25 protein-coding genes are annotated in these 25,075 nt (G+C 65.3%); 19 read left to right on the forward strand and 6 right to left on the reverse strand.

Translation table 11 applies throughout. The features are described 5' to 3' along the window. Positions 1–47: 47 nt before the first annotated feature. The 17 genes from cbiE (at position 48) to B2790_RS01210 (ending at position 17,857) form a co-directional block, all read left to right on the forward strand. Positions 48–1,259 (forward strand): precorrin-6y C5,15-methyltransferase (decarboxylating) subunit CbiE, encoded by a 1,212-nt coding sequence (gene cbiE / locus B2790_RS01130; protein ID WP_286918124.1) that lies wholly within the window; start codon positions 48–50, stop codon positions 1,257–1,259. Continuing rightward, complete coding sequence (locus tag B2790_RS01135; protein WP_286918073.1) at positions 1,252–2,346, forward strand: cobalt-precorrin-5B (C(1))-methyltransferase; 1,095 nt, start codon at positions 1,252–1,254, stop codon at positions 2,344–2,346. Before cbiE ends, B2790_RS01135 begins: the two co-directional genes overlap by 8 nt. After that, positions 2,343–3,065, forward strand: coding sequence for a cobalt-precorrin-6A reductase (locus B2790_RS01140; RefSeq protein ID WP_286918074.1), 723 nt, complete (start codon positions 2,343–2,345; stop codon positions 3,063–3,065). The genes B2790_RS01135 and B2790_RS01140 overlap by 4 nt, the downstream gene beginning before the upstream one ends. A 191-nt stretch (positions 3,066–3,256) precedes the next feature. Further along, complete coding sequence (locus tag B2790_RS01145) at positions 3,257–3,694, forward strand: NfeD family protein (RefSeq protein WP_025340792.1); 438 nt, start codon at positions 3,257–3,259, stop codon at positions 3,692–3,694. A 26-nt stretch (positions 3,695–3,720) separates the two neighbouring features. Beyond that, positions 3,721–4,575, forward strand: coding sequence for an SPFH domain-containing protein (locus B2790_RS01150; protein ID WP_061550630.1), 855 nt, complete (start codon positions 3,721–3,723; stop codon positions 4,573–4,575). A gap of 213 nt (positions 4,576–4,788) precedes the next feature. Then, entirely contained in the window at positions 4,789–5,178 is a 390-nt protein-coding gene (locus B2790_RS01155) for a DUF2946 domain-containing protein (RefSeq protein WP_286918075.1), read from the forward strand. A 47-nt stretch (positions 5,179–5,225) separates the two neighbouring features. Continuing rightward, on the forward strand, positions 5,226–5,711 hold the full coding sequence (locus B2790_RS01160; protein WP_286918076.1) for a copper chaperone PCu(A)C: 486 nt from the start codon (positions 5,226–5,228) through the stop codon (positions 5,709–5,711). Between the two features lie 23 nt (positions 5,712–5,734). Next, positions 5,735–6,166, forward strand: coding sequence for a DUF2946 domain-containing protein (locus B2790_RS01165; protein ID WP_075046501.1), 432 nt, complete (start codon positions 5,735–5,737; stop codon positions 6,164–6,166). Between the two features lie 68 nt (positions 6,167–6,234). After that, entirely contained in the window at positions 6,235–8,286 is a 2,052-nt protein-coding gene (locus B2790_RS01170) for a TonB-dependent copper receptor (RefSeq protein ID WP_286918077.1), read from the forward strand. 58 nt (positions 8,287–8,344) lie between these two features. After that, positions 8,345–9,712: a PepSY-associated TM helix domain-containing protein gene (locus B2790_RS01175; protein ID WP_286918078.1), complete on the forward strand. Its 1,368-nt coding sequence runs from the start codon at positions 8,345–8,347 to the stop codon at positions 9,710–9,712. Between the two features lie 233 nt (positions 9,713–9,945). Next, positions 9,946–11,352, forward strand: coding sequence for a D-serine/D-alanine/glycine transporter (gene cycA / locus B2790_RS01180; protein ID WP_085587956.1), 1,407 nt, complete (start codon positions 9,946–9,948; stop codon positions 11,350–11,352). Between the two features lie 286 nt (positions 11,353–11,638). Then, on the forward strand, positions 11,639–12,904 hold the full coding sequence (urtA, locus tag B2790_RS01185) for an urea ABC transporter substrate-binding protein (protein WP_286918079.1): 1,266 nt from the start codon (positions 11,639–11,641) through the stop codon (positions 12,902–12,904). Positions 12,905–12,990: 86 nt separating this feature from the next. Beyond that, positions 12,991–14,520, forward strand: a complete 1,530-nt coding sequence (urtB, locus tag B2790_RS01190) for an urea ABC transporter permease subunit UrtB (protein ID WP_414708549.1) — start codon at positions 12,991–12,993, stop codon at positions 14,518–14,520. Next, entirely contained in the window at positions 14,520–15,599 is a 1,080-nt protein-coding gene (urtC, locus tag B2790_RS01195; RefSeq protein ID WP_025340800.1) for an urea ABC transporter permease subunit UrtC, read from the forward strand. The genes urtB and urtC overlap by 1 nt, the downstream gene beginning before the upstream one ends. Next, positions 15,596–16,453, forward strand: coding sequence for an urea ABC transporter ATP-binding protein UrtD (urtD, locus tag B2790_RS01200; RefSeq protein WP_286918080.1), 858 nt, complete (start codon positions 15,596–15,598; stop codon positions 16,451–16,453). The genes urtC and urtD overlap by 4 nt, the downstream gene beginning before the upstream one ends. Positions 16,454–16,611: 158 nt before the next feature. Continuing rightward, the gene (urtE, locus tag B2790_RS01205; RefSeq protein ID WP_013974394.1) at positions 16,612–17,310 is read left to right on the forward strand and encodes an urea ABC transporter ATP-binding subunit UrtE; all 699 of its coding nucleotides are present in this window, start codon (positions 16,612–16,614) and stop codon (positions 17,308–17,310) included. A gap of 31 nt (positions 17,311–17,341) precedes the next feature. Then, positions 17,342–17,857 carry a GNAT family N-acetyltransferase gene (locus tag B2790_RS01210; RefSeq protein ID WP_023660837.1) on the forward strand — a complete coding sequence of 172 codons (516 nt, stop codon included), beginning with the start codon at positions 17,342–17,344 and terminating at the stop codon, positions 17,855–17,857. 115 nt (positions 17,858–17,972) lie between these two features. Here the strand turns inward: B2790_RS01210 and B2790_RS01215 are convergent, their stop codons facing one another. After that, positions 17,973–18,278 carry a chaperone modulator CbpM gene (locus B2790_RS01215; RefSeq protein ID WP_286918081.1) on the reverse strand — a complete coding sequence of 102 codons (306 nt, stop codon included), beginning with the start codon at positions 18,276–18,278 and terminating at the stop codon, positions 17,973–17,975. A gap of 2 nt (positions 18,279–18,280) precedes the next feature. Further along, complete coding sequence (gene cbpA, locus B2790_RS01220) at positions 18,281–19,234, reverse strand: curved DNA-binding protein (protein ID WP_025340804.1); 954 nt, start codon at positions 19,232–19,234, stop codon at positions 18,281–18,283. A gap of 164 nt (positions 19,235–19,398) precedes the next feature. Here cbpA and B2790_RS01225 point away from each other — a divergent pair, with 164 nt between their 5' ends. After that, a complete protein-coding gene (locus B2790_RS01225; RefSeq protein WP_085587946.1) occupies positions 19,399–20,670 on the forward strand; it encodes an Hsp70 family protein in 1,272 nt (423 codons plus the stop codon). A 135-nt stretch (positions 20,671–20,805) separates the two neighbouring features. On the opposite strand, the gene B2790_RS01230 is transcribed toward B2790_RS01225, so the two are convergent. The 3 genes from B2790_RS01230 to B2790_RS01240 all read right to left on the reverse strand — a co-directional run bounded on the left by B2790_RS01230 (position 20,806) and on the right by B2790_RS01240 (position 23,023). After that, positions 20,806–21,813, reverse strand: coding sequence for an AI-2E family transporter (locus B2790_RS01230; protein WP_025340806.1), 1,008 nt, complete (start codon positions 21,811–21,813; stop codon positions 20,806–20,808). 71 nt (positions 21,814–21,884) lie between these two features. Then, on the reverse strand, positions 21,885–22,172 hold the full coding sequence (locus B2790_RS01235) for a PsiF family protein (protein ID WP_003258250.1): 288 nt from the start codon (positions 22,170–22,172) through the stop codon (positions 21,885–21,887). Between the two features lie 62 nt (positions 22,173–22,234). Then, complete coding sequence (locus B2790_RS01240) at positions 22,235–23,023, reverse strand: AraC family transcriptional regulator (protein ID WP_286918082.1); 789 nt, start codon at positions 23,021–23,023, stop codon at positions 22,235–22,237. 224 nt (positions 23,024–23,247) lie between these two features. Between B2790_RS01240 and B2790_RS01245 the strand changes: the two genes are divergently transcribed. Further along, complete coding sequence (locus tag B2790_RS01245; RefSeq protein ID WP_085614762.1) at positions 23,248–24,120, forward strand: DMT family transporter; 873 nt, start codon at positions 23,248–23,250, stop codon at positions 24,118–24,120. Here the strand turns inward: B2790_RS01245 and B2790_RS01250 are convergent. Further along, positions 24,117–25,007: an esterase/lipase family protein gene (locus B2790_RS01250; protein WP_286918083.1), complete on the reverse strand. Its 891-nt coding sequence runs from the start codon at positions 25,005–25,007 to the stop codon at positions 24,117–24,119. The genes B2790_RS01245 and B2790_RS01250 overlap by 4 nt on opposite strands. Positions 25,008–25,075 lie beyond the last annotated feature (68 nt).

Below are 25,075 nucleotides of genomic sequence, written 5' to 3' on the forward strand. Positions count from 1 at the left end.
CCCGCGAAGGGGCGCGCAGCGGCCCCAAAAATGGCGGAATGAAATACATGGCACCCTGGCTGACAGTTGTAGGTATCGGCGAAGACGGCTTCAGCGGCCTGGGCAAGCAGGCCCGGCGCGCGCTGCTGGGCGCTGCGCGGATCTTCGGCAGCCCGCGCCAGCTGGCTTTGCTGCCACGCTGCGTGGTCGGCGAACGGCTGGGCTGGCCAAGCCCGTTCTCGCTGGCCCCGGTACTGGCCCTGCGCGGCCAGCCGGTATGCGTGCTGGCCAGCGGCGACCCGATGTTCTACGGCGTCGGCGCCAGCCTGGCGCGCCAACTGCCCGCCGCTGAAATTCGCGTGCTGTCGATGCCCTCCTCCTGCGCCCTGGCCGCCGCCCGCCTGGGCTGGCCACTGCAGGACGTGCAAGTCGTATCGCTGGTCGCTCGGCCCCTGGCAGCGCTCAATGCCCACCTGCACAGCGGCGTGCGCCTGCTGGTGCTGAGCAACGACGGCGACAGCCCGGCAGCAATTGCCACGCAGCTGCGCGAGCGGGGCTTCGGGCCAAGCCGCCTGCGGGTCTTCGAACACTTGGGTGGCGTGGACGAACGTGAGTTGGCCGGCACCGCCCAGGACTGGCCGCACAGCGACGTCGCCGCGCTCAACCTGGTAGCCATCGAGTGCCTGGCCACGCCCGAGGCGCCGCGCCTGCACCGGCTGGCCGGGTTGCCGGACAGCGCCTTCCGGCATGACGGCCAGCTGACCAAACGCGATGTCCGCGCCATCACCCTGGCCCGCCTGGCACCACAGCCCGGCGAGTTGCTGTGGGACGTGGGTGCCGGCTGCGGCTCGATCGGCATCGAATGGATGCGCGCCCACCCGGCCTGCCGCGCCCTGGCCATCGAGGCCGACGAAGGCCGCCAGGGCTTTATCGAACACAACCGCGATGCGCTGGGTGTACCCGGCCTGCAACTGGTCCGCGGCAAGGCACCGGCGGCGCTTGAAGGCCTGGAGCAACCGGATGCGATCTTCATCGGTGGCGGCGTCACCCGCGAAGGTGTGCTCGACCTGTGCTGGGCAAACCTGCGCCCCGGCGGCCGGCTGGTAGCCAATGCGGTGACCCTGCAAAGCGAACTGGCCCTGGCGCATTTCCGTGAACGCCATGGCGGCGAGCTGACCCGCATCCATGTCGCCCATGCCCAGCCATTGGGCGCGTTCGACACTTGGCGCCAGGCGCTGCCGATCACCTTGCTGGACATGGTGAAACCCGCCGATGCGTGAAGAAACCCGCGAACAGCCCGCCCCCCTGCGCAGCGGCCTGACCACCGGCAGCTGCGCCACCGCGACCAGCCTGGCGGCAGCACGCTTGCTGCTCGGTGGCGAGAGCAACGACGCCGTCAGCATCACCCTGCCCAAGGGCAAGGTGGTGCAGATGCGCCTGGAGTTCTGCCGCCTCACCGGCCAAGGTGCCGAAGCGGGCACGCTCAAGGACGCCGGCGATGACCCGGACGTGACCCACGGCGCCCTGCTCTATAGCCAGGTGCGCCTGCTGGCCGAACCGGGCATCCGTTTTGTCGCCGGCACCGGCGTCGGCACCGTGACCCGCCCGGGGCTGGTGCTGGCGGTGGGTGAGCCGGCCATCAACCCGGTGCCACGGCGCATGATCAGCGAACACCTGCAACGCCTGGCGGACGAATGCAGCTACCCCGGTGGCTTCGAGGTCACGGTCAATGTGCAGGGCGGCGAGCAACTGGCCCTGAAGACCATGAACCCGCGCCTGGGCATTCTCGGCGGGCTGTCGATCCTCGGCACCAGCGGCATCGTGCGGCCGTTTTCCTGCGCGGCCTACATCGCCTCGATCCACCAGGGCATCGACGTCGCCCACACCAACGGCTACACGCATATCGCCGCATGCACCGGCAACGCCAGCGAAGACACCATGCGCCGCGTCTATGGCCTGCCGGAAATAGCCCTGATCGAAATGGGCGACTTCGTCGGTGCGGTGCTCAAGCACCTGCGCAAGGTGCCGGTGCCACGCCTGACCCTGTGCGGCGGTTTCGGCAAGATCAGCAAACTGGCTGCCGGGCACATGGACCTGCACAGCCGCCATTCCAGCATCGACCTGCCGCAACTGGCCGGCTGGGCGGCGGACATCGGCGCCGACGAGGCGCTGCAGGCATCGATCATTACTGCCAACACCAGCCAGCAGGCCCTGGCACTGGCCCATGCAGCCGGCATCCCCTTGGGTGACGCGGTGTGCGGCCACGCCCTGGCCTTTGCCCGCAGCGTGGTGCCAGCGCAGGTGCAGGTGGAGGTGTTCGCCATCGACCGCCAGGGTGGCATCGTCGGCCGGGCGGGTGTGCAATGAACAGGCGCATCCTGCTGCTGGGCGGCGTCACTGAAGCCCTGGCCATCGCTCGCCGCCTGGGCCCGCAGCACGTCTACAGCCTGGCAGGCATCGGCCGGGTGCCGCAGGACCTGCAATGCCAGGTTCGGGTCGGCGGCTTTGGCGGTGCCGAAGGGCTGGCCAGCTACCTGCACGAGGCAGGCATCACGTTGCTGATCGATGCTACCCATCCCTATGCCGCACAGATCAGCCGCAATGCGGCCAACGCCGCAGGCATGGCCGGTATCCCGTGCTGGGCCTTGCGCCGCCCGGCGTGGCAGGCGCAAACGGGGGACGACTGGCGCGAGGTCGAGGACTGGGCGGGGTTGATCGAGGCACTCAAGCCGTTTCGCAGGCCATTGTTCACGCTGGGGCGTGAGCCGCTGCAACATCTGGACGAGATACCGCCGGAGCAGTTCTGGACCTTGCGTGCGCTGGTGACGTGCCCTGGCAATGATCGCTGCGAAGTGATTGGCGCGCGCGGGCCGTTTCATATCGACGATGAGCGGGCGTTGTTCCAGCGCCGCAAGATCGATGTGCTGATCAGCAAGAACAGCGGCAGCGTGGCGACCGAACCGAAGCTGGAAGTGGCGCGGGAGCTGGGGATACCTGTGCTGATCCTGAAGCGACCGGCTTTGCCGGATGTGGACCGGGCATTCGACTCGCCAGCCGACCTGGCTGCGGCACTCGACCTGCAATAACTGTGGGAGCGGGCGCGCCCGCGAACACCGGCGAAGCCGGTGCCATGCACCGAGTCGTATTTTTCGCGGGCACGCCCGCTCCCACAGGGGTGGCCTACAGTATGTTCAGACTTTTCTTGCAAACCATGAAGTGGCCATGTGCCGTACTGCTACCTTAAACTCGGCACTCCCTCCCGGAAGGCGCTACCCATATGGAAATGCAATGGTGGATCTGGCTGGTCTTCGGCATCGCGCTGATCCTGCTCGAACTGGTCCTGCCGACGTTCTTCATCCTCTGGTTCGGCATCGGCGCCGTGCTGGTATCGCTCATTTCGCTGGCCGCCCCCAGCCTGCAACTGGACATGCAGGTGCTGCTGTGGGTGCTGATGTCGTCAGTCACCACGGCACTGTGGTTCAAGCTGTTCCGGCGCAAGCAACCAGACGTGCGCTGGACCGCCGAAAGCGTGATCGGTGAAGTGGGGCTGCTGACTGCTGGTGTATCGGAGTTCCAGAAAGGCCGTGTGCGCTTCCAGAAGCCTATCCTCGGCAACGAGGAATGGACCTGCGTCGCCAACAGCGAGATCGCGGCCGGCGAGCGGGTACGCCTGACCGCCATCGAAGGGAACACCGCCCGGGTCATCCGGGCCTGAATCCGCACTAAAAGGAATTTCGCATCATGACCAGCCTCATCGTCGTCGTCGCCATTGCCCTGTTCGTCCTGATCACCGTGTTCAAGGGGGTGCGCATCGTGCCCCAGGGCGAGGAATGGGTCGTCGAGCGCCTGGGCCGCTACCAAAGCACGCTCAAGCCCGGCCTTAACATCGTCATCCCGTACATGGACGTGGTCGCCTACCGCCTGCCGACCAAGGACATCATCCTCGATGTGCAGCAGCAGGAAATCATCACCCGGGACAACGCGGTGATCGTCGCCAACGCCCTGTGCTTCGCCAAGGTGGTCGACCCGCAGAAGGCCTCCTATGGCGTGCAGGATTTCTCGTTCGCCGTCACCAGCCTGACCATGACCTCGCTGCGTGCCATCGTCGGCGCCATGGACCTGGACGAAGCGCTGTCCAGCCGCGAGCAGATCAAGGCACGCCTGCGCGAGGCGATGTCCGAGCAGACCGAAGACTGGGGCGTGACCGTACGCTCGGTGGAAATACAGGACATCAAGCCCTCGGAGAACATGCAACTGGCCATGGAGCGCCAGGCGGCAGCAGAGCGTGAGCGCAAGGCCGACGTGACCCGTGCCGAAGGGGCAAAGCAGGCGGCGATCCTGGAAGCAGAAGCACGCTTGCAGGCTGCCAGGCTGGATGCCGAAGCGCAGATCAGCCTGGCCGAGGCCTCGGCGCGGGCGATTACGCTGGTCAAGGACGCGGTCGGCAACGAGACCGTGCCGGCAATGTACCTGCTGGGCGAGCGCTATGTGGGGGCGATGGAGAACCTGGCGGGCAGCAGCAATGCCAAGGTGGTGGTGCTGCCGGCGGACCTGCAGGAGACCGTGCGTGGGCTGATGGGCCGCAACAAGGCTTGAGGGTACCTTTGCCTTCATCGCCGGCAAGCCAGCTCCCACAGGTTTACCACAGGCCTTGAAATCTGTGCGGTCCCTGTGGGAGCTGGCTTGCCGGCGATTGGGCTGCAAAGCAGCCCCTCGAAGGGCCCGGCCTGCGTCACTTCACCGCACCCCGCCATTTTTACCTATACTCCGCCTTACAATACCCACCACGATTCCTGACCGGATCTCTCCATGCCCCCACGTCGGCACATCGCCTGGATAGCCTGCCTTGCAGTGCTGTTCAACCTGCTGGCCATGCCGCTGTCTTCCGCCGCGCCCAAGGGCCCGGCCGAGCAGCTGCTGTGGGGGGCCTTCTGTTCCAGCATGGCCAACAAGGCCAAGGTCGACGTCCAGGCCCTGGCCAAGATCGACCTCGGCCCGCAAAGCGACGACAGCGCCAGCATGATGAATTGCTGGTGCTGCTCCGGTGCCGCGCCACTGCTGGCCCTGCCCGGCTACCCGCCGCAGCTGCACAACCCGCCGATACTGCTGGCCGGCCTGCTGCCATCACCCGCCGACTACCACGCCACGCCGCGCCAACTCTGGCCGGCGCTCAACCCCCGTGCCTCTCCGCTGGCCTGAGTTCTTCACGCTGTCTGCCTGAACCTGAACAGAAACGGAGATTCACCATGCTCAAGCACGCCCTCGTCATGGCCGCCCTGCTGCTGCCCGGCGCCTTTGCCAATGCCCACGAATACAGCGTGGGTGACCTGCACATCGCCCACCCCTGGTCACTGCAGCTGCCCCCCAACGCCCCCAACGTCGCGGCGTATTTCGTGGTGCACAACAACGGCCAGGCCGACGACCGCCTGCTCGGTGTCGACAGCCCCATCAGCGATGACGCACAACTGCACGAGCATGCCATGAGCGCCAGCGGTGCCATGAAGATGCAGCAGGTGCCCAGCGTGGTGGTGCCCGCAGGCAAGGACCTGACCTTCGCCCCCAGCGCCTACCATGTGATGCTGATGCAGCCCAAGGACCGCAGCCTGCTCAGCGACGGCAAGCGCTTCCCGTTGACCCTGCACTTCGAAAAGGCCGGCGATATCACCGTCGATGTGGCCGTGCAGAAGCAGGCGCCGACGGACCAGCCGCAAGCCCACGAACACACGCACTGATCACCCACTGAAAGGCACTCGTCATGAGCCTGCCGCGCAACAGCATCAGCCGTACCACCCGCCCTGACCGCAGGCGCGCCGGTGGCGGATGGCTGAGCCTGTTCGCCATGTGGATGATCTTCATCGGCCCGCTGATTTCCCAGTCGATGCCGATGGACCACCACGCCGGCATGAGCATGCCGATGGACATGCCGATGGCCACCGCCCATCAGCATGGCGGCGACACCCATCACGGCCAGGCTGGCGATGGCCAGCTGCATGTGATGTGGGAAAAGTGCGGTTACTGCAGCCTGTTGTTCAACTGCCCGGCCCTGCCCCAGGCCCTCAGCCCGCTCAGTGCCGGCAGCGTCGTACCCACCACCCACCTGTTCGCACCCACGCGCCAGGGCCATGCCCGGCAGGCTGTATTCCCCGGCGCGCGCAGCCGCGCCCCTCCTTCCTCGGTCAACGTCTGAACCCACATTTTTTGCGCACGGAGCCAGGAGGCTTCGCGCTGACTCATGACTGATCGACTGGAATCATTATGTCCGGCTGCACCCCTGTTTTTGCCTTGTCCCTGCGTGGGACCATCGCCGCCGTGTGCGGCTCGCTGCTCGCACCCGTGGCCCTGGCCGCCGACCCAGGCCATGAAGGCCATGCACACGACGCCCCCGAGCTGAGCCCGACGGTGATCACCGCCGTGGCCCCGAGCTCGCCGCTGACCGTGGTCACCAACCCGAAAGACCCGCGCCAGCCGGTGCCGGCCAGCGATGGCGCCGACTACCTGAAGACCATCCCCGGCTTCTCGGCCATCCGCGCCGGCGGCACCAACGGCGACCCGGTACTGCGCGGCATGTTCGGCTCGCGCCTGAACATCCTCACCAATGGCGGCCTGATGCTGGGCGCCTGCCCCAACCGCATGGACGCCCCCACATCGTACATTTCGCCGGAAACCTACGACCGCCTAACCGTCATCAAGGGCCCGCAAAGCGTGATCTGGGGCCCGGGCGGCTCGGCGGGCACCATCCTCTTCGAGCGCGAGCCGGAGAAGTTCGGCACCCTCGGCAGCCGGGTCAATGCCAGCCTGCTGGCCGGCTCCAACGGCCGCTTCGACAAGGTGCTGGACACTGCCGCCGGCAACGACCAGGCCTACGTCCGCTTCGTCGGCAACCAGTCGCGCTCGGACGACTACCACGACGGCGGTGACAACACCGTGCCGTCACGCTGGGACAAGTGGAACGGCGATGTCGCTCTCGGCTGGACCCCCGACCAGGACACCCTGCTGGAACTCACCGCCGGCAAGGGCGATGGCGAGGCCCGCTATGCCGGGCGTGGCATGGACGGCTCGCAGTTCAAGCGCGAAAGCCTGGGCCTGCGTTTCGAAAAGTCCAACCTCGGCGAGGTGCTCGACAAGGTCGAGGCGCAGGTCTACTACAACTACGCCGACCACGTGATGGACAACTACAGCCTGCGCACGCCTTCGGGCAGCGGCATGATGGGCATGCCGATGGTCAGCAACGTCGACCGCCGCACCATGGGCGCACGCATCAAGGCCACCTGGCGCTGGGCCGATGTGCAACTGATCGGCGGCATCGACGCGCAGACCAACGAACATCGCAAACGCGGCGGCATGGGTGTGGACGCGCACAAGGGCCAGGCCTGGACCAAGGACGCCGACTTCCACAACTACGGTGCATTCGGCGAGCTGACCTGGTACGTCAGCGGTGAGGACCGCATGATTACCGGTGCCCGCCTGGACCGCGCCTCGGCCCGCGACTTCCGCGCAACCAGCGCCACCAACGGCGACACCCGCGCCGATACCCTGCCCAGCGGCTTTGTCCGCTACGAGCACGACCTGGCAGCCATCCCGGCCACCACGTACATCGGCCTTGGTCATGCCCAGCGTTTCCCCGACTACTGGGAGCTGTTCTCGCCCAAGCTGGCACCACCCGGTGCGGCCAATGCTTTCGACGGTATCAAACCAGAGAAGACCACCCAGCTCGACTTCGGTGTCCAGTACCGTGACGAGCGCATGGAAGCCTGGGCGTCTGGCTACATCGGGCAGATCCGCGATTACATCCTGTTCGACTACCAGGGAATGAGCTCCCAGGCTCGCAACATCGACGCCCGCATCATGGGCGGCGAACTGGGCGCGGCCTACCAGCTGACGGAAAACTGGAAGGCCGATGCCACGCTGGCCTACGCCTGGGGCAAGAACAGCAGTGACGGCACGGCACTACCGCAAATGCCGCCCCTGGAAAGCCGCCTGGGCCTGACCTACAGCCGCGATGCCTGGAGCGTCGGCGCACTGTGGCGGCTGGTGGCGGCGCAGAACCGCATCGCTGAGAACCAGGGCAACGTGGTCGGCAAGGACTACGACAAGAGCGCCGGCTTCGGCGTGTTCTCGCTCAATGGCGCCTACAAGGTAAGCAACCACCTCAAGCTCAGCGCGGGGGTCGACAACCTGTTCGACAAGACCTACGCCGAGCACTTGAACCTGGCCGGGAACGCCGGGTTCGGCTACCCGGCTACCGATCCACAGCCGGTCAACGAGCCAGGCAGGACCTTCTGGACCAAGGTCGACTTCAGCTTCTGACAACAACAACGGGCGCGGCGCAGGTCGCGCCCATCTGCTGGTCAAACAGGAGGTTCCCATGAGAGGAACACGCATCAACTTCTACAACCTGGCCTGGCGTTGGCACTTCTATGCGGGGCTGTTCGTGGCCCCGTTCATGATCCTGCTGGCAATCACCGGGATAATCTACCTGTTCAAGCCGCAGCTCGACCCGCTGCTGTACCGCGAGCTGATGGTGGTCGAAGCCGGCCACCACCGACAGGGCGCGGACACGATGCTGGCCGAGGTGCGCAAGGCCTACCCCGAGGGCCACGTTGGCCAGTACCTGCCGCCGCTGGACGCCGAACGCAGCGCACAATTCGTGGTACATGACGCCGGGCGCGAACTGAACGTGTTCGTCGACCCCTATAGCGGCAAAGTCCTCGGCGAACAGGATGGCAAGCAGAACCTGCAGGCCATCGCCCGCGCCCTGCATGGCGAACTGATGGTCGGCACGGTCGGTGACCGCCTGGTAGAGCTGGCCGCGGGCTGGGGCATCGTGCTGGTGGTATCGGGCCTGTACTTGTGGTGGCCACGCGGGCGCAATGGCGCTGGGGTGCTGTGGCCACGGCTGTCGGCACGCGGCCGACTGTTCTGGCGCGACCTGCATGCGGTGACCGGCTTCTGGGGCTCGGCCTTGTTGCTGCTGATGCTGGTCAGCGGCATGACCTGGACCGGCCTGTGGGGCAAGCAGTACGCCGACTTGTGGAACCGCTTTCCGGCGGCCATGTGGAACGACGTGCCCAAGTCGGACCAGCAGGCGGGTGAACTCAACAGCGCGCACCGCCAGACCGTGCCTTGGGCGATGGAAAACACGCCGATGCCGCAGTCCGGTGCACACGCCGAACATGCCGGGCATCACATGATGTCGAGCGCGCCGGCAGCGCCACAGATAAGCCTGCAGCAGGTCGAAGATATCGCTACCGCGCGCCAGGTCGAACCGGGTTACAGCATCACCGCGCCGACCACGGCCGATGGCGTGTTCACCATCGCCGTATTCGCCGACGACCCGCGCAACGACGCCACCCTGCATGTCGACCAGTACACCGGCAAGGTGCTGGCCGATGTGCGCTGGCAGGACTACAGCCCGGTCGCCCGTGCCACCGAGCTGGGTGTGATGCTGCATGAAGGCAAGATGTTCGGGGCATTCAACCAGATCATCATCCTGCTGGTGTGCCTGATGATCTTGCTGGGCTCGGTGAGCGGGCTGGTGATGTGGTGGAAGCGCAGGCCGGCCGGCGGGTTGGGTGTGCCGCCGCTGCGCCATGACCTGCCGCGCTGGAAAGTAGCGGTGGGGGTGATGTTGGTGCTGGGGTTGATGTTCCCGCTGGTGGGGGTGTCGATGGTGGTGATGTGGCTGGTGGATAGCTTGGTGGTGAGGCGCGGTCGGGTGCTGGCCAGCGCTTGAGTCTTGGCCTGTACCGGCCTCTTCGCGGGCTTGCCCGCTCCCACAGGGTCACCACAGATTTCGAGGCCTGTGGTGCACCTGTGGGAGCGGGCAAGCCCGCGAAGAGGCCGGCACAGGCACAACACTGCTCCCCAAAAGTCGAGTCGATCTGTCGCGCCCCGAACTGGAACGCGCGTGTTAGCCTAGCCGGCTACCTCTGACAAGACGACCGACTGTCCAACGGAATGCAGCCTATGACGCAAACCTCACCCACAGCGCCAGATGAACAGCATCTGCAGCGCAACCTGACCAACCGCCACATCCAGCTGATCGCCATCGGTGGCGCGATCGGTACCGGCCTGTTCATGGGCTCGGGCAAGACCATCAGCCTGGCCGGGCCGTCGATCATCTTCGTCTACATGATCATCGGCTTCATGCTGTTCTTCGTCATGCGCGCCATGGGCGAACTGCTGCTATCGAACCTCAACTACAAGTCGTTCATCGATTTCTCCGCCGACCTGCTCGGCCCCTGGGCGGGCTACTTCACCGGCTGGACCTACTGGTTCTGCTGGGTAGTCACCGGCATCGCCGACGTGGTCGCGATCGCGGCCTATACGCAGTTCTGGTTCCCCGAACTGCCGCAGTGGATACCGGCGCTGACCTGCGTAGGGCTGCTGCTGTCGCTGAACCTGGTGACGGTGAAGATGTTCGGTGAAATGGAATTCTGGTTCGCCCTGATCAAGATCGTCGCCATCATCGGCCTGGTCGTCACCGGCCTGTACATGGTCATCACCGGCTTCACCTCGCCCAGCGGGCGCACCGCGCAACTGGCCAACCTGTGGAATGACGGCGGCATGTTCCCCAATGGCCTGATGGGCTTCTTCGCCGGCTTCCAGATCGCCGTGTTCGCCTTCGTCGGCATCGAGCTGGTAGGCACCACCGCCGCCGAAGCGAAGAACCCGGAGCGCACCCTGCCACGGGCGATCAACTCGATCCCGGTCCGGATCATCGTGTTCTACGTGCTGGCGCTGATCGCGATCATGGCCGTGACCCCATGGCGCGACGTGGTGCCAGGCAAGAGCCCGTTCGTGGAGCTGTTCGTGCTGGCCGGCCTGCCGGCGGCGGCGAGCATCATCAACTTCGTGGTGCTGACCTCGGCGGCCTCGTCGGCCAACAGCGGCGTGTTCTCCACCAGCCGCATGCTCTACGGCCTGAGCCAGGAGGGTGACGCACCCAAGGCGTTCGAGAAACTGTCGAGCCGCTCGGTACCAGCCAACGGCCTGTACTTCTCCTGCACCTGCCTGCTGCTGGGCGCAGTGCTGATCTACCTGGTGCCGAACGTGGTCGAGGCATTCACCCTGGTCACCACCGTTTCGGCGGTGCTGTTCATGTTCGTCTGGACACTGATCCTGCTGTCGTACCTGAAGTACCGCAAACACCGCGCAGGGCTGCACCAGGCCTCGAAGTACAAGATGCCGGGTGGGCGCTTCATGTGCTACGTGTGTTTGGTGTTCTTTGCCTTCATCCTGGTGTTGCTGAGCCTGGAAGACGATACCCGCGCGGCATTGCTGGTGACGCCGATCTGGTTCGTGCTGCTGGCGGTGACCTATCAGGGTGTGCGCAGCAAGCGTCATCCGCGCACGGCAGTGCGTAACGGCTGATGGCCTCGGGGGCTGCTCTGCAGCCCATTCGCCGGCAAGCCAGCTCCCACAGGGACAGCGCATGGCTCGAGGCCGATGCGGTCGAGGTGGGAGCTGGCTTGCCGGCGATGGGCCGCACTGCGGCCCCAATCCTGTGCACACAAATCCATCAGGCACCAACCTGGATCCAACCAACGCCCCAACACCTCGCACAACCCCTCTATTGCGCACCTTCCGCCGTTAGGCACACCCCTTGCAACACCCCTCCCCGCTTGCCCAACACATAAAAACTCAGCGGAGAGAGCACATGAAGCGACGCAGTCTGATCAAGGCCTTCACCCTTAGCGCATCGATTGCCGCAATGGGCCTGAGCTGGAGCATCCAGGCCGCCGAAACCATCAAGGTCGGCATCCTGCATTCGCTGTCGGGGACCATGGCCATTTCCGAGACTTCGCTCAAGGACATGGCGCTGATGACCATCGACGAAATCAACGCCAAGGGTGGCGTGAACGGCAAGCTGCTCGAGCCGGTGGTGGTCGACCCGGCCTCCAACTGGCCGCTGTTCGCCGAAAAGAGCCGACAGCTGCTGACCCAGGACAAGGTGGCAGTGGTGTTCGGCTGCTGGACCTCGGTATCGCGCAAGTCGGTATTGCCAGTGTTCGAGGAACTGAACGGCCTGCTGTTCTACCCGGTGCAGTACGAGGGTGAAGAGATGTCGCCGAACGTGTTCTACACCGGCGCCGCGCCCAACCAGCAGGCCATCCCGGCCGTGGAATACCTGATGAGCGAGGACGGCGGCAGCGCCAAGCGCTTCTTCCTGCTGGGCACCGACTACGTCTACCCGCGCACCACCAACAAGATCCTGCGTGCCTTCCTGCACAGCAAGGGCGTGGCCGACAGGGACATCGAAGAGGTGTACACGCCGTTCGGCCACAGCGATTACCAGACCATCGTCGCCAACATCAAGAAGTTCTCCGCCGGCGGCAAGACCGCGGTCATCTCCACGGTCAACGGCGACTCCAACGTGCCGTTCTACAAGGAGCTGGCCAACCAGGGCCTGAAGGCCACCGACGTGCCGGTGGTGGCGTTCTCGGTGGGCGAAGAAGAACTGCGCGGCATCGACACCAAGCCGCTGGTGGGCCATCTGGCAGCGTGGAACTACTTCGAGTCGGTGGATAACCCGGTCAACCAGAAATTCGTCGCCGACTGGAAGGCCTACGCCAAGGCCAAGGGCCTGCCAGGCGCCGACAAGGCGGTGACCAACGACCCGATGGAGGCCACCTACGTGGGCATCCACATGTGGGCGCAGGCGGTGGAGAAAGCCAAGTCCACCGATGTCGACAAGGTGCGCGAGGCACTGGCCGGGCAAAGCTTCGAGGCGCCGTCCGGTTTCACCCTGACCATGGACAAGACCAACCACCACCTGCACAAGCCGGTGATGATCGGCGAGATCCAGGATGACGGGCAGTTCAGCGTGGTTTGGGAAACCGAGCAACCGCTGCGGGCGCAGCCATGGAGCCCGTTCATTCCAGGCAACGACAAGCGCCCTGATTACGCCGTGAAAGGTAACTGAGTGCACTGGGGCTGCTTTGCAGCCCATTCGCGGGCACGCCCGCTCCCACAGGTTCGGTGCCAGGTTCGAAACCTGTGGGAGCGGGCATGCCCGCGAAGAATCCACCGCCGATTTCCAGGATTACCCGCATGCTCAGACTGCTGCTCACCCTGCTCCTGCTGATGCCCTTGGCAACCCAGGCCAGCGAGGGCGAATTCTTCCTCGCTGCCAAGCCCGCCGAGCAAGCCCGCCTGCTCGAAGGCTGGGCCGCGCAACCCGATAACGCACGCCTGGCCCTGTTGGACAACCTGCGCCAAGGCCGCATCGCCGCCGACGACACGCGCAAGGTGCGCCTGAACAACCGCCTGCGCGGCCTGATCGACAACGCCCTGGCCAGCCACCAGTTGCTCAGCGACAACAGCGACATCCGCCTGGCCGCTGCCCAACAACTACAGAAAAGCGCGCAACCGGCGCAAATGGCCTTCCTCGACCGGCGCTTCGCCAGCGAACCCGATGCCGCCGTGCACGCCGCCCTCGGCCTGGCCCTGGCCAACCTGCAACTGGGCGCCAGCGAACCAGCGGTACGCCTGGCTGCCGTGCGCCTGCTCGGCGAAACCGGCGACCCGCTGGCCCGCACCCGCCTCGAAGCCTTGCTGCAACCCGACGCCGAGAGCGACGCGGCCGTACGCACCGCGGCCGAAACCAGCCTGGCCCAGGTCAAGCGCAAGCTGCTGGTGGGCGAACTGCTCGGCCAGGCCTTCAGCGGCCTGTCGCTGGGCTCGATCCTGCTGCTGGCAGCCCTTGGCCTGGCCATCACCTTCGGCCTGCTCGGGGTGATCAACATGGCCCACGGCGAAATGCTGATGCTCGGCGCCTACAGCACCTACATGGTCCAGGTACTGCTGCAGCGCTACGCCCCCGGCGCCATCGAGTTCTACCCGCTGATCGCGTTGCCGGTGGCGTTCGCCATCAGTGCCGGGGTCGGCATGGCGCTGGAGCGCACGGTAATCCGCCACCTGTATGGCCGCCCACTGGAAACCCTGCTGGCGACCTGGGGCATCAGCCTGATCCTGATCCAGGCCATCCGCCTGCTGTTCGGTGCGCAGAACGTCGAAGTCAGCAACCCGGCCTGGCTGTCGGGGGGCATCCAGCTGCTGCCCAACCTGGTACTGCCATACAACCGCCTGGTGATCATCGGCTTCGCCTTGGCCGTGGTACTGCTCACCTGGCTGCTGCTCAACCGCACACGGCTGGGCCTGAACGTGCGCGCGGTCACCCAGAACCGCAACATGGCCGCCTGCTGCGGCGTGTCCACCGGGCGCGTCGACATGCTCGCCTTCGGCCTCGGCTCGGGCATTGCCGGGCTAGGCGGCGTGGCCCTGAGCCAGGTCGGCAACGTCGGCCCGGACCTGGGCCAGAGCTACATCATCGACTCGTTCCTGGTGGTGGTGCTCGGCGGCGTCGGCCAGTTGGCCGGCAGCCTGTGGGCAGCCTTCGGCCTTGGCATCGCCAACAAGCTGCTGGAGCCGCAGATCGGCGCCGTGCTCGGCAAGATCCTCATCCTTGCGTTGATCATTCTGTTCATCCAGAAGCGCCCGCAAGGCCTGTTCGCCCTCAAGGGACGGGTAATCGACTGATGAACCAGCCACTGCTTGTCACCGCTACGCAAAAGGCCGGGCCACGCCTGACCCTGGCCATCGGCGCCGTCGTCGTCCTGCTGCTGGTGGCCCTGCCGCTGCTGTCGCTGCTGCCGGCGGACCATGCCCTGCAAGTGTCGGCCTACACCCTGACCCTGGTCGGCAAGATCCTCTGCTACGCCATCGTCGCCCTGGCCCTGGACCTGGTCTGGGGCTACGCCGGGCTGCTGTCGCTGGGCCACGGGCTGTTCTTCGCCCTCGGTGGCTACGCCATGGGCATGTACCTGATGCGCCAGGCCGCCGGTGACGGCCTGCCAGGGTTCATGACCTTCCTGTCGTGGAGCGAGCTGCCCTGGTACTGGGCCGGCACCCAGCATTTCGCCTGGGCCCTGTGCCTGGTGGTGCTGGCGCCCGGGCTGCTGGCGCTGGTGTTCGGCTGGTTCGCCTTCCGCTCGCGGATCAAGGGCGTGTACTTCTCGATCATGACCCAGGCGCTGACCTTCGCCGGCATGTTGCTGTTCTTCCGCAACGAAACCGGCTTTGGCGGCAACAACGGCTTTACCAGCTTTCGCACCATCCTTGGCTTCGACATCGCCGCCCAAGGCACCCGCGCGGTGCTGTTCCTGCTCACCGTCGGCCTGCTGCTGGCCAGCCTGTACCTGTGCTGGCGCCTGACCCGCAGCAAGTTCGGCCGTTTGCTCACCGCCGTGCGCGACGCCGAGAACCGCCTGATGTTCTGTGGCTACGACCCACGCGGTTTCAAGCTGCTGGTGTGGGTGTTAAGCGCCGTACTGTGCGGCCTGGCCGGTGCGCTGTACGTACCGCAGGTGGGCATCATCAACCCCAGCGAGATGTCGCCGACCAACTCCATCGAAGCCGCCGTGTGGGTGGCCCTGGGCGGGCGCGGCACCTTGATCGGCCCGTTGCTCGGCGCCGGCCTGGTCAATGGCATGAAAAGCTGGTTCACCGTGGCCTTCCCGGAGTTCTGGCTGTTCTTCCTCGGCGCGTTGTTCATCCTCGTCACCCTGTACCTGCCCAAGGGCGTGGTCGGCCTGTTGAAGAAAAGGAGCCAGCCATGAGAGGCGTGCCCCCGGTCCACCCGGAATTCATGCTCGAACCGGTGTTCGACAACCTCGGCGCCGGCCGCGACGCCATCGGCCTGGGCCACAGCCGCAAGGCCGGCCTCGATACCCGCCATGGCACCGTGCTGAGCCTGGAAGACATCAGCGTCAGCTTCGATGGCTTCAAGGCGCTGAACGCGCTGAACCTGTACATCGGCGTGGGCGAGCTGCGCTGCATCATCGGCCCCAACGGGGCCGGCAAGACCACGATGATGGATGTGATCACCGGCAAGACCCGGCCCGACAACGGTACGGCCTATTTCGGTGACACCCTCGACCTGACCCGCATGAGCGAATACCAGATCGCCCAGGCCGGCATAGGCCGTAAGTTCCAGAAGCCCACGGTGTTCGAGGCGCTGACGGTGTTCGAAAACCTGGAGCTGGCGCTGAAGACCGACAAGTCGGTATGGGCCAGCCTGGCAGCGCGCTTGGGTGGTGAGCAGCGCCAGCGCATCGAGGAGGTGCTGGGCACCTTGCGCCTGCTGCCGCTGGCCCAGCGCCAGGCGGGCTTGCTGTCGCATGGGCAGAAGCAGTTCCTGGAGATCGGCATGCTACTGGTGCAGGAGCCGCAACTACTGTTGCTGGACGAGCCGGTGGCGGGCATGACCGATGCCGAGACCGAGTTCACCGCCGAGCTGTTCAAGGGGCTGGCTGGCAAGCATTCGCTGATGGTGGTGGAGCATGACATGGGGTTTGTCGGCAGCATTGCCGACTATGTGACCGTGCTGCACCAGGGCAGCGTGCTGGCGGAAGGGTCGCTGGAACAGGTGCAGGCGGATGAGCGGGTGGTCGAGGTCTACTTGGGCCGGTGACCGGCATTTGAGTTTTTGAAGCCTGTACCGGCCTCTTCGCGGGCTTGCCCGCTCCCACAGGAAACCCACAGCTTTCGAGCCCTGTGTAGTACCTGTAGGAGCGGGCAAGCCCGCGAAAGGGCCGGCACAGGCACAGCAACAATTTCAGGAATACACACATGCTCAAGATCGACACCCTGCACCAGTACTACGGCGGCAGCCATATCCTCCGGGGCCTGTCCTTCGAAGCCAAGGTCGGCGAAGTCACCTGCCTGCTGGGCCGCAACGGCGTGGGCAAGACCACCCTGCTGCGCTGCCTGATGGGCCTGGTCCCGGCGCGCGACGGCAGCATCGAATGGGAAGGCAAGCCGATCACCAGCCTCAAGCCCCAGCAACGGGTCCACGCCGGCATCGCCTACGTGCCCCAGGGCCGCGAGATCTTCCCGCGCCTCACTGTCGAGGAAAACCTGCTGATGGGCCTTTCGCGCTTCCCCGCCCGTGAAGCTCGGGAAGTACCGCCCTTCATCTACGAACTATTCCCCGTGCTGGAACAGATGAAACAACGCCGTGGCGGTGACCTGTCCGGCGGCCAGCAGCAACAGTTGGCCATCGGCCGCGCGCTGGCCAGCCGCCCGCGCCTGCTGATCCTCGACGAGCCCACCGAGGGTATCCAGCCTTCGGTGATCAAGGAGATCGGCGCAGTCATCCGCCGCCTGGCCGAGCGTGGCGACATGGCCATCCTGCTGGTGGAGCAGTTCTACGACTTCGCCGAGGAGCTGGCCGACCAGTATCTGGTGATGGCCCGTGGCGAGATCATCCAGCGGGGGCGCGGTGAAAACATGCAGGCCGAAGGTGTGCGCGGGCTGGTAACCATTTAATCTGCAAGCAACTACCCTGCGAGACGCTGTCATGAGTCATGAAATCCGCGACGCCCTGCCTTCCGATGTGCCGGGCATCCTCGACATCTACAACGACGCGGTGCGCAACACCACGGCGATCTGGAACGAAACCCCGGTGGACCTGGCCAACCGCCTGGCCTGGTTTGCCGCACGTGCGCAGCAGGGTTACCCGATCCTGGTGGCGGTGGATGAGAGCGGGGTGCTGGGCTATGCGTCGTTTGGCGACTGGCGGCCGTTCGAGGGCTTTCGCCTTACCGTTGAGCATTCGGTGTATATCCGCGGCGACCAGCGTGGCAAGGGGCTGGGTCCGGTGCTGATGGCGGCGTTGGTCGAGCGTGCGCGCGCGTGTGGCAAGCATGTGATGGTGGCGGCCATCGAGAGCGGCAATGCAGCGTCGGTGCGCCTGCACGAGCGGCTGGGCTTCGTGGTGACCGGGCAGATGCCGCAGGTGGGGGTGAAGTTTGGCCGGTGGCTGGACTTGACCTTCATGCAGCTGGTGCTGAACCCGGGGGCAGAACCAAGCTAAGTCTGTGTGACATTCTTCGCGGGCTTGCCCGCTCCCACAGGACCGCACATTTTCCGAGGCCTGTGCAGTATCTGTGGGAGCGGGCAAGCCCGCGAAGAGGCCGGGCCTGCAAACCTCACATCTGGGTAAACCTGCCCAACCGCTGCCTCAGCATGTTGTTCTCGCTGCGCAACTGCTGCACTTCCTGCAGCAGTTCCAGCGCCAGCGCCACCCCTTCCCACTCCAGTTCCAGCTCCTGATGCAGCTTCGCCGCACGTTTGGCCAACAACGGCGCCTGATCGTCGAACAACCAGTCCTCCGGCGTTCGGCCGGAAGGTTCGACAATGCCGTGCTCGACGATTTCGATCACGCAGTCAGCCGTGATATTGGCCTCCTGACACAAGGTACGCATGTCCAGTTGAACGATCAGGGTGCTGCTCATGATCACTTACTCCATTGTGTCCTCGGGTTGAACGCAGCCTTCTCGGAAAGCTTGGTCCACAATTCGCGGGCAGACTCGTCGGATGCTGGCGGCATGACCACTTTCAGTTGCGCGTAAAGGTTGCCGCGCTCGCCACTCTTGTTGGCCAGGCCCTTGCCCGGCACGCGCAGGCGCTGGCCGCTCTGGCTGTCGGGGCGGATGGTGAGGTTGATCTTGCCGTCCAGGGTCGGCACGGCCACCTTGGCGCCCAGTGCGGCCTCCCACGGTGCCAGCGGCACGGTGATGATCAGGTCATGACCTTCGACATCGAACAGCGGGTGCGGTGCCATGCGAATGGTCAGGAACAGGTCGCCATTGGCCCCGCCACCACTGCCCGGCGCGCCCTGGCCCTTGAGGCGGATGCGCTCGCCGTCGGTCACCCCTGCCGGGATCTTCACGTTCAGGGTCTTGGTAGTGAAGCCGGTGCGCTGGCCCATGGCATTGGTCTGCGGCACCTGGAAGCTGATCTGCTTGGACTCCTTGCTCAGGGTCTCTTCAAGGAATACCGCCAGTTCTAGCTCCACGTCCTGCCCCCGCCTGCCGGCGCTGCGTTGCTGCTGCCGGGCACCACCGAACGGGTTGCCGCCCCGGCCACCAAAGATCGAGCTGAAAAAGTCGGAAAAATCACCGCCTTCGAAACCACCGCCACCGCCGCGGCTTTCCCAGCCCGGTGGTGCCTGGAACGGCCGGCCATGCTGGCCGCCGTACTTGCGGATTTCGTCGAATTCGGCACGTTTCTGCGCGTCGCCCAGCACTTCGTAGGCCTCGTTGGCCTCCTTGAATTTTTCCTCGGCGTCGCGCTCCTTGCTGACATCGGGGTGATACTTGCGCGCCAGCTTGCGGTACGCGGCCTTGATCGCCTTGTCGTCCGCCGTGGGCTCTACGCCGAGTATCTTGTAATAGTCTTTGAAGTCCATCTATGGATCACCAATGTGAATGTGCTTGTTGCAAAAGAAGATAGGGGTCAAGCATAGCCTTTCAAGACCGCCTTGGGTTTGCTCCATGGCAGACGACCGGTCTTGATTCTGTAGCCAACTGGCATACACTGCGCGGCCGTTTTGCCTCCGGAAGCTCATTCCCCATGTCTGACGTATCCCCGGCCCGCGCCCTGGGCATCGACTTTGGCACCTCCAACTCCACGGTCGGCTGGCACCGCCCCGGCGTCGAGTCGCTGATTGCCCTGGAAGACGGCAAGATCACCTTGCCCTCGGTGGTGTTCTTCAACATCGAGGAGCGTCGCCCGGTATATGGCCGCCTGGCACTGCACGAGTACCTGGAAGGCTACGAAGGCCGCCTGATGCGTTCGCTGAAGAGCCTGCTGGGCTCCAAGCTGATCAAGCACGATACCAGCGTGCTGGGCAGCGCCCTGCCGTTCAAGGACCTGCTGGGCATGTTCATCGGCGAGTTGAAAAAACGCGCAGAGGCCGCTGCCGGGCGTGAGTTCGAGCAGGTGGTGCTGGGCCGCCCGGTGTTCTTCGTCGACGAAGACCCGGCCGCCGACCAGGAGGCCGAGGACACCCTGGCCGAAGTGGCGCGCAAGATCGGCTTCAAGGATGTGTCGTTCCAGTACGAGCCGATTGCCGCGGCCTTCGACTATGAGTCGAGCATCAGCCGCGAAGAGCTGGTGCTGATCGTCGACATTGGCGGTGGTACCTCCGACTTCACCCTGATCCGCCTGTCGCCCGAGCGCCACCTGGTGGCCGAGCGCCAGAGCGACATCCTCGCCACCGGCGGTGTGCACATTGGCGGTACCGACTTCGACAAGCAGCTGAGCCTGCAGGGCGTGATGCCGCTGTTCGGCTACGGCAGCCGCATGAAGAGCGGCGCGCTAATGCCGACCAGCTATCACCTCAACCTCGCCACCTGGCACACCATCAACGCCCTGTACTCGCAGAAGTCGCAGCTGGCGCTGGGCAGCATGCGCTATGACATCGAGGACACGCTGGGCATCGACCGCCTGTTCAAGCTGATCGAAGAGCGTGCCGGGCACTGGTTGGCGATGGAGGTGGAGGCCAGCAAGATCGAGCTGACCGAGCAGCAGAGCCGCCACGTCGACCTCGGCCGCATCGAGCGCGAGCTGGGCGTGGACCTGTCACGGGCGCTGTTCGAGGGGGCTATCGAAGGGTTGCTGGAGCGGGTGCGTGGTAGCGTGAGCGAACTGCTGGCCAAGGCTGGAGTGAGCGAAACACAGGTCGATACGGTGTTCTTCACCGGCGGTTCCAGCGGGATTCCGGCGCTGCGCAACAGCGTGTCGGCGATGCTGCCGAATGCGCGGCATGTGGAAGGCAACATCTTTGGCAGCATTGGTAGCGGGCTGGCCATCGAGGCGCGCAAGCGTTACGGCGTAGCCTGAGCCAGGCTCTTCAGCCTGTGCCGGCCCCTTCGCGGGCTTGCCCGCTCCCACAGGGACCGCACAGTACCCAAGACCTGTGCGGTACCTGTGGGAGCGGGCAAGCCCGCGAAGAGGCCGGTACAGGCTACTGAAGAATCAGACCAGTTCGGCCCGCTTCAGCTCACTCTTCAGGTAGGCATAGTAGATCGGCCCCGCCACCACCCCCGGCAGCCCGAACGCCGCCTCGAACACCAGCATCGCCAGCAGCAGTTCCCACGACTTGGCACTGATCTGCCCGCCCACGATCCGCGCGTTGAGGAAGTACTCGACCTTGTGGATGACGATCAGGTAACCCAGCGCCGCCGCCGCCACCCAGATCGACAGCGACAGGCCGACGATGGTGATCAGGGTATTCGACATCAGATTGCCGATCACCGGCAGCAGGCCCAGCAGGAAGGTCAGCACGATCAGCGTCTTGGTCAGCGGCAGGTGCACGTCGAACATCGGCAGCACCACCGCCAGGAAGATGCCGGTGAAGGTGGTGTTGAGCAGCGAAATCTTGATCTGCGCGAAGACGATGTTGCGAAACGCCTGCACCAGCAGGCTCAGGCGCTCGAACAGCGCCGCCGCCAGCGGCTTGCGCCGGGAGATGTCGGGGATGCGCTGCAAGGCGACGATGGCGCCCAGGATCATGCCGATCAACAGGGTGACGAACATGTGCGCCATGCCCTTGCCCACCAGCTGCAGGTCGCTCAGGTGGCTCTTGATCCAGTCACCGATGGCCACCTTGAACTCCGCCGCACTGGCCGGCAGGTAGCCTTCGATGAACGGCGGCAGCTGCCCGCGGGCGCGCTCCACCAGGGCCATGAACTTGTCCAGCGAAGCCCCGGGGTTTTCCGCCTCGTGCAGCAAAAAGCTGAAAGCACCGGCAAACAGCAGGGTCAGGGTGCTGACCACCAGCGTGCCGAGCAGCGCCACCGCCAGCCAGCGGGCACGCTGCCCGGCAATCAGCGGCTGCAGCCGCGGCGTGAGCATGTTGACCAGCTCGAACACCAGCAGGCCGGCCAGCAGGCTCGGCAGCAATTTCAGGGGTAACGCCAGCAACAGGCCGGCAAACACGATGATCCAGCTGGCCAGGGTGACCTGGCGGGGGGTGAAGGTCATACAGCCTCAACGGCAGACAACGGGAAAGACCCGCAGTCTGCCAGCCTTACGTCTGCAGGCATAGGCGCAGGTCATTTCTTCTTCAGGCAGTCGCTCATGAACGCTTTGCGCTCGTCACCCTTCAGGGCCTTGGTGGTGGCGTCGGCGTTGCAGGTTTTCATCTTTTCTTGCTGGGTTTGCGGCACATCCTTCTTCAGGCAGGTGCTCATGAAGGCTTTGCGCTCATCGCCCTTGAGGGCCTTGGCGGTGGCGTCGGCGTTGCAGGTTTTCATTTTTTCCTGCTGCGCGGTATTGGCGGCGAAGCCTTGGGCGCTGAACAACACCGCCAACACCAGTAAGGGGATTTGCAGCACTTTCATGGAGTAGTCTCCTTGGCTCCGCGCCCGATGCACGGGGGTCGAGCTGAGTGTAGCCAAGAATTTCAACGCCCTGCCCGTGCCTGGCGGCGGTATTGCTCGGGCGTGCACTGGGCCTGGCGCTGGAACATGGCGATGAACGCCGAGGCGCTGCTGTAGCCCAGGTCGAAGGCGATGGCCTGGATCGGCTGGCCGGCCTCCAGCGCTTCGATGGCGCGCAGAAAGCGCAGGCGCAGGCGCCATTCGCCAAAACTGATGCCCAGCTCACGCAGGAACTGGCGGGCCAGGGTACGTTCGCTGACATGCACCTTGGCGGCCCAGTCGGCCAGCGGGCGGTTGTCGCCCGGCTCGGCACCGAGGGCATCGAGCACCTGGCGCAAGCCTTCGCTGTGGGCAAACGGCAGGTAGCAGGCCTGGGTGGGCGCCAGCAGCAGCTGGTCGAGCAGCACTTGCACCAGGCGCTGGTCGCGCTCGCCCTCGGCCACCCGCAAGTCGCGCCGGGCGAAGTCGGCGAGGATGGCCTTGAGGATGTCGCTGATCATCAGGCTGCACGGTTGCTGCGACAGTGCGGCGCACAGGCTGCGGTCCAGGTAGACCGAACGGTAGACGATGGCCTGCGGGTTGTAGCAGCCATGCTCGGTGTCGGGCGGCACCCACACGGCGTATTGCGGCGGCGACAGGAAGTGCTGGCCGGCGACCTCCAGGTGCATCACGCCGTGGGCGGTGTAGTTGAGCTGGCCCCAGGCGTGGCGATGCAGGGCGCTGCGGGTGTCGGCACCGAACTCGTCGTGGCGGAAGTACACCGGGGCCGGGAGCCGGGTGAACTGGGGAATGTCGAGGTATTTGCGCGGCATGCTGTCTGCTTTGCGGGGCGGGTTGTCTGGATAGGAGTATAGGCTTGTTGACAGACAGTTGATAATGGCTGCCATCGGGGCCTGCTGCGCAGGCCTTCGCGGGCTCGCCCGCTCCCACAGGAACTGCGCCAGCTTTCAGGCCTGTGATATCCCTGTGGGAGCGGGCAAGCCCGCGAAGGGCTGCAAAGCAGCCCCAATCCAAGCCCCAACGAGTAACCTGCTACATGAACTACCTGTTCCCCCTGACCGCCATCCTGATATGGGCCGGCAACACCGTGGTCACCAAGATGTCCGCCGGCGCCATCCACCCCGCCGAGATCGGCTTCTACCGCTGGCTGCTGGCCGCGCTGTTGTTCACCCCGTTCCTGCTGCCCGCCGTGTGGCGCAATCGCGCGGCCATTCGCCCGCACCTGGGCAAGGTTTTCGTGCTGGGCGTGCTGGGCATGGCGCTGTACCAGAGCCTGGCCTACTTCGCCGCCGGCATCACCAGCGCCACCAACATGGGCATCATCCTTTCGCTGATGCCACTGATGTCACTGGCACTGTCCATCGCCTGGCTGGGCCAACGCCTGAGCTACGGCGCCCTGCTGGGCGCGCTGGTATCATTTTTCGGCGTGCTTGAAGTGGTCAGCGCCGGCCACCCCGCCAGCCTGTTGCAACAAGGCCTGAACAGCGGCGACCTGCTGATGCTGGTGGCCACACTGGCCTACGCGCTGTACAGCTTCCTGCTGAAGAAATGGCAGCTGCGCCTGCCGCCGATGCAGCTGCTGTACCTGCAGGTGCTGGTAGCCATCGTCGTGCTGCTGCCGCTGTTCCTGCTGTCGGACAAGACTGGCCTGAACAGCCGCAACATCGGCCTGGTGCTGTACGCCTGCGTGCTGGCCTCGATGATCGCACCCCTGGTATGGATGCAGGCCGTGCACCGCCTGGGGCCCAGCCGCACCACGCTGTTCTTCAACCTGCTGCCGCTGGTCACGGCACTGATCGCCGCCGTGGTGCTCGACGAGCAACTGGCCCGCTATCACCTGGTCGGCGGCCTGCTGACCCTGGCGGGCGTGGTGCTGGCCGAGCGCTGGACCACACCGATCCGTCGTTAGAGCCCTGCCGCCTTGAGCCGGGCGGCATGTTCGGTGAACAGCCGCACCGGTTCGGCACCCTTGCCCACCGCACCAAGCGACTGGTTGACGATATCCAGGTGGTCGAGCGGGTAATCGTCGCCGATCACCTGCCCCAGGTGCGAACTGAAGCGCCCGACCATACCGTCGCAATGGCCCTTTTCCTTGACGAAACTGCGCGCGAACAGGCGGCAGAAGTGGCTGCTGCCGTCGAAACGGTTGCGCCGCTGGTCGGTCAGGCCAGGCTGCAAGGTGCCTGACCAGGAGTAATAGCGCACGCCATCGACCTCATAGGCCCCTTCCCCGCCCCACGTGCCTGGCAACCCCTGTGGATAAGCCTGGTTGAACAGCGCCACCCCGGCGCTGGTCAACGACTGGTGCGAGGCGTGTACATCCACCGGCAGCGGGTCGCGGCGCCAGCCGGTTTCCAGCCACACCAGCAGCACGGCCAAGCCATGCAGCACGGCCTTCAGGATGCGCCCCTGCGGGGAATCGCCCGGTGCCGTACGCTCCAGGTAGTCGGCCAGTTCCGAGCCATGGTTGGGCCCCGCCACCGAAGTGACCGAAGCCACCCGCGCGGGCCGCCTGGCAGCCGCGTAGCGCGCGCTCAGGGCACCCTGGCTGTGGCCGATGAGGTTGACCTTTTCCGCTCCGGTGCGCAGGCAGATGTCTTCGATGATGGCCAGCAACTGCTCGCCGCGCACCTCGCTGGAATGCAGTGGCGAAACCTGCACCGGGAACACCTGCGCCCCGCCCTTGCGCAGGGCCGGCACGATGCCGAACCAGTAGGGGTAGAGCACTACCCGGACAAAACCGAGCATGCCCGGCACCAGCACCAACGGGTATCGCGTGGCCAATTCCTGCTGCATTGCCCCAGCCCCTTTCCGTGGACGACCGGCCAACACTACAGCGGCCTTGATGACCATCGCAATCGAAC

It is taken from the genome of Pseudomonas sp. UBA6753, assembly GCF_002453565.1.
GTDB classification, from domain to species: Bacteria; Pseudomonadota; Gammaproteobacteria; order Pseudomonadales; family Pseudomonadaceae; genus Aquipseudomonas; species Aquipseudomonas putida_Z.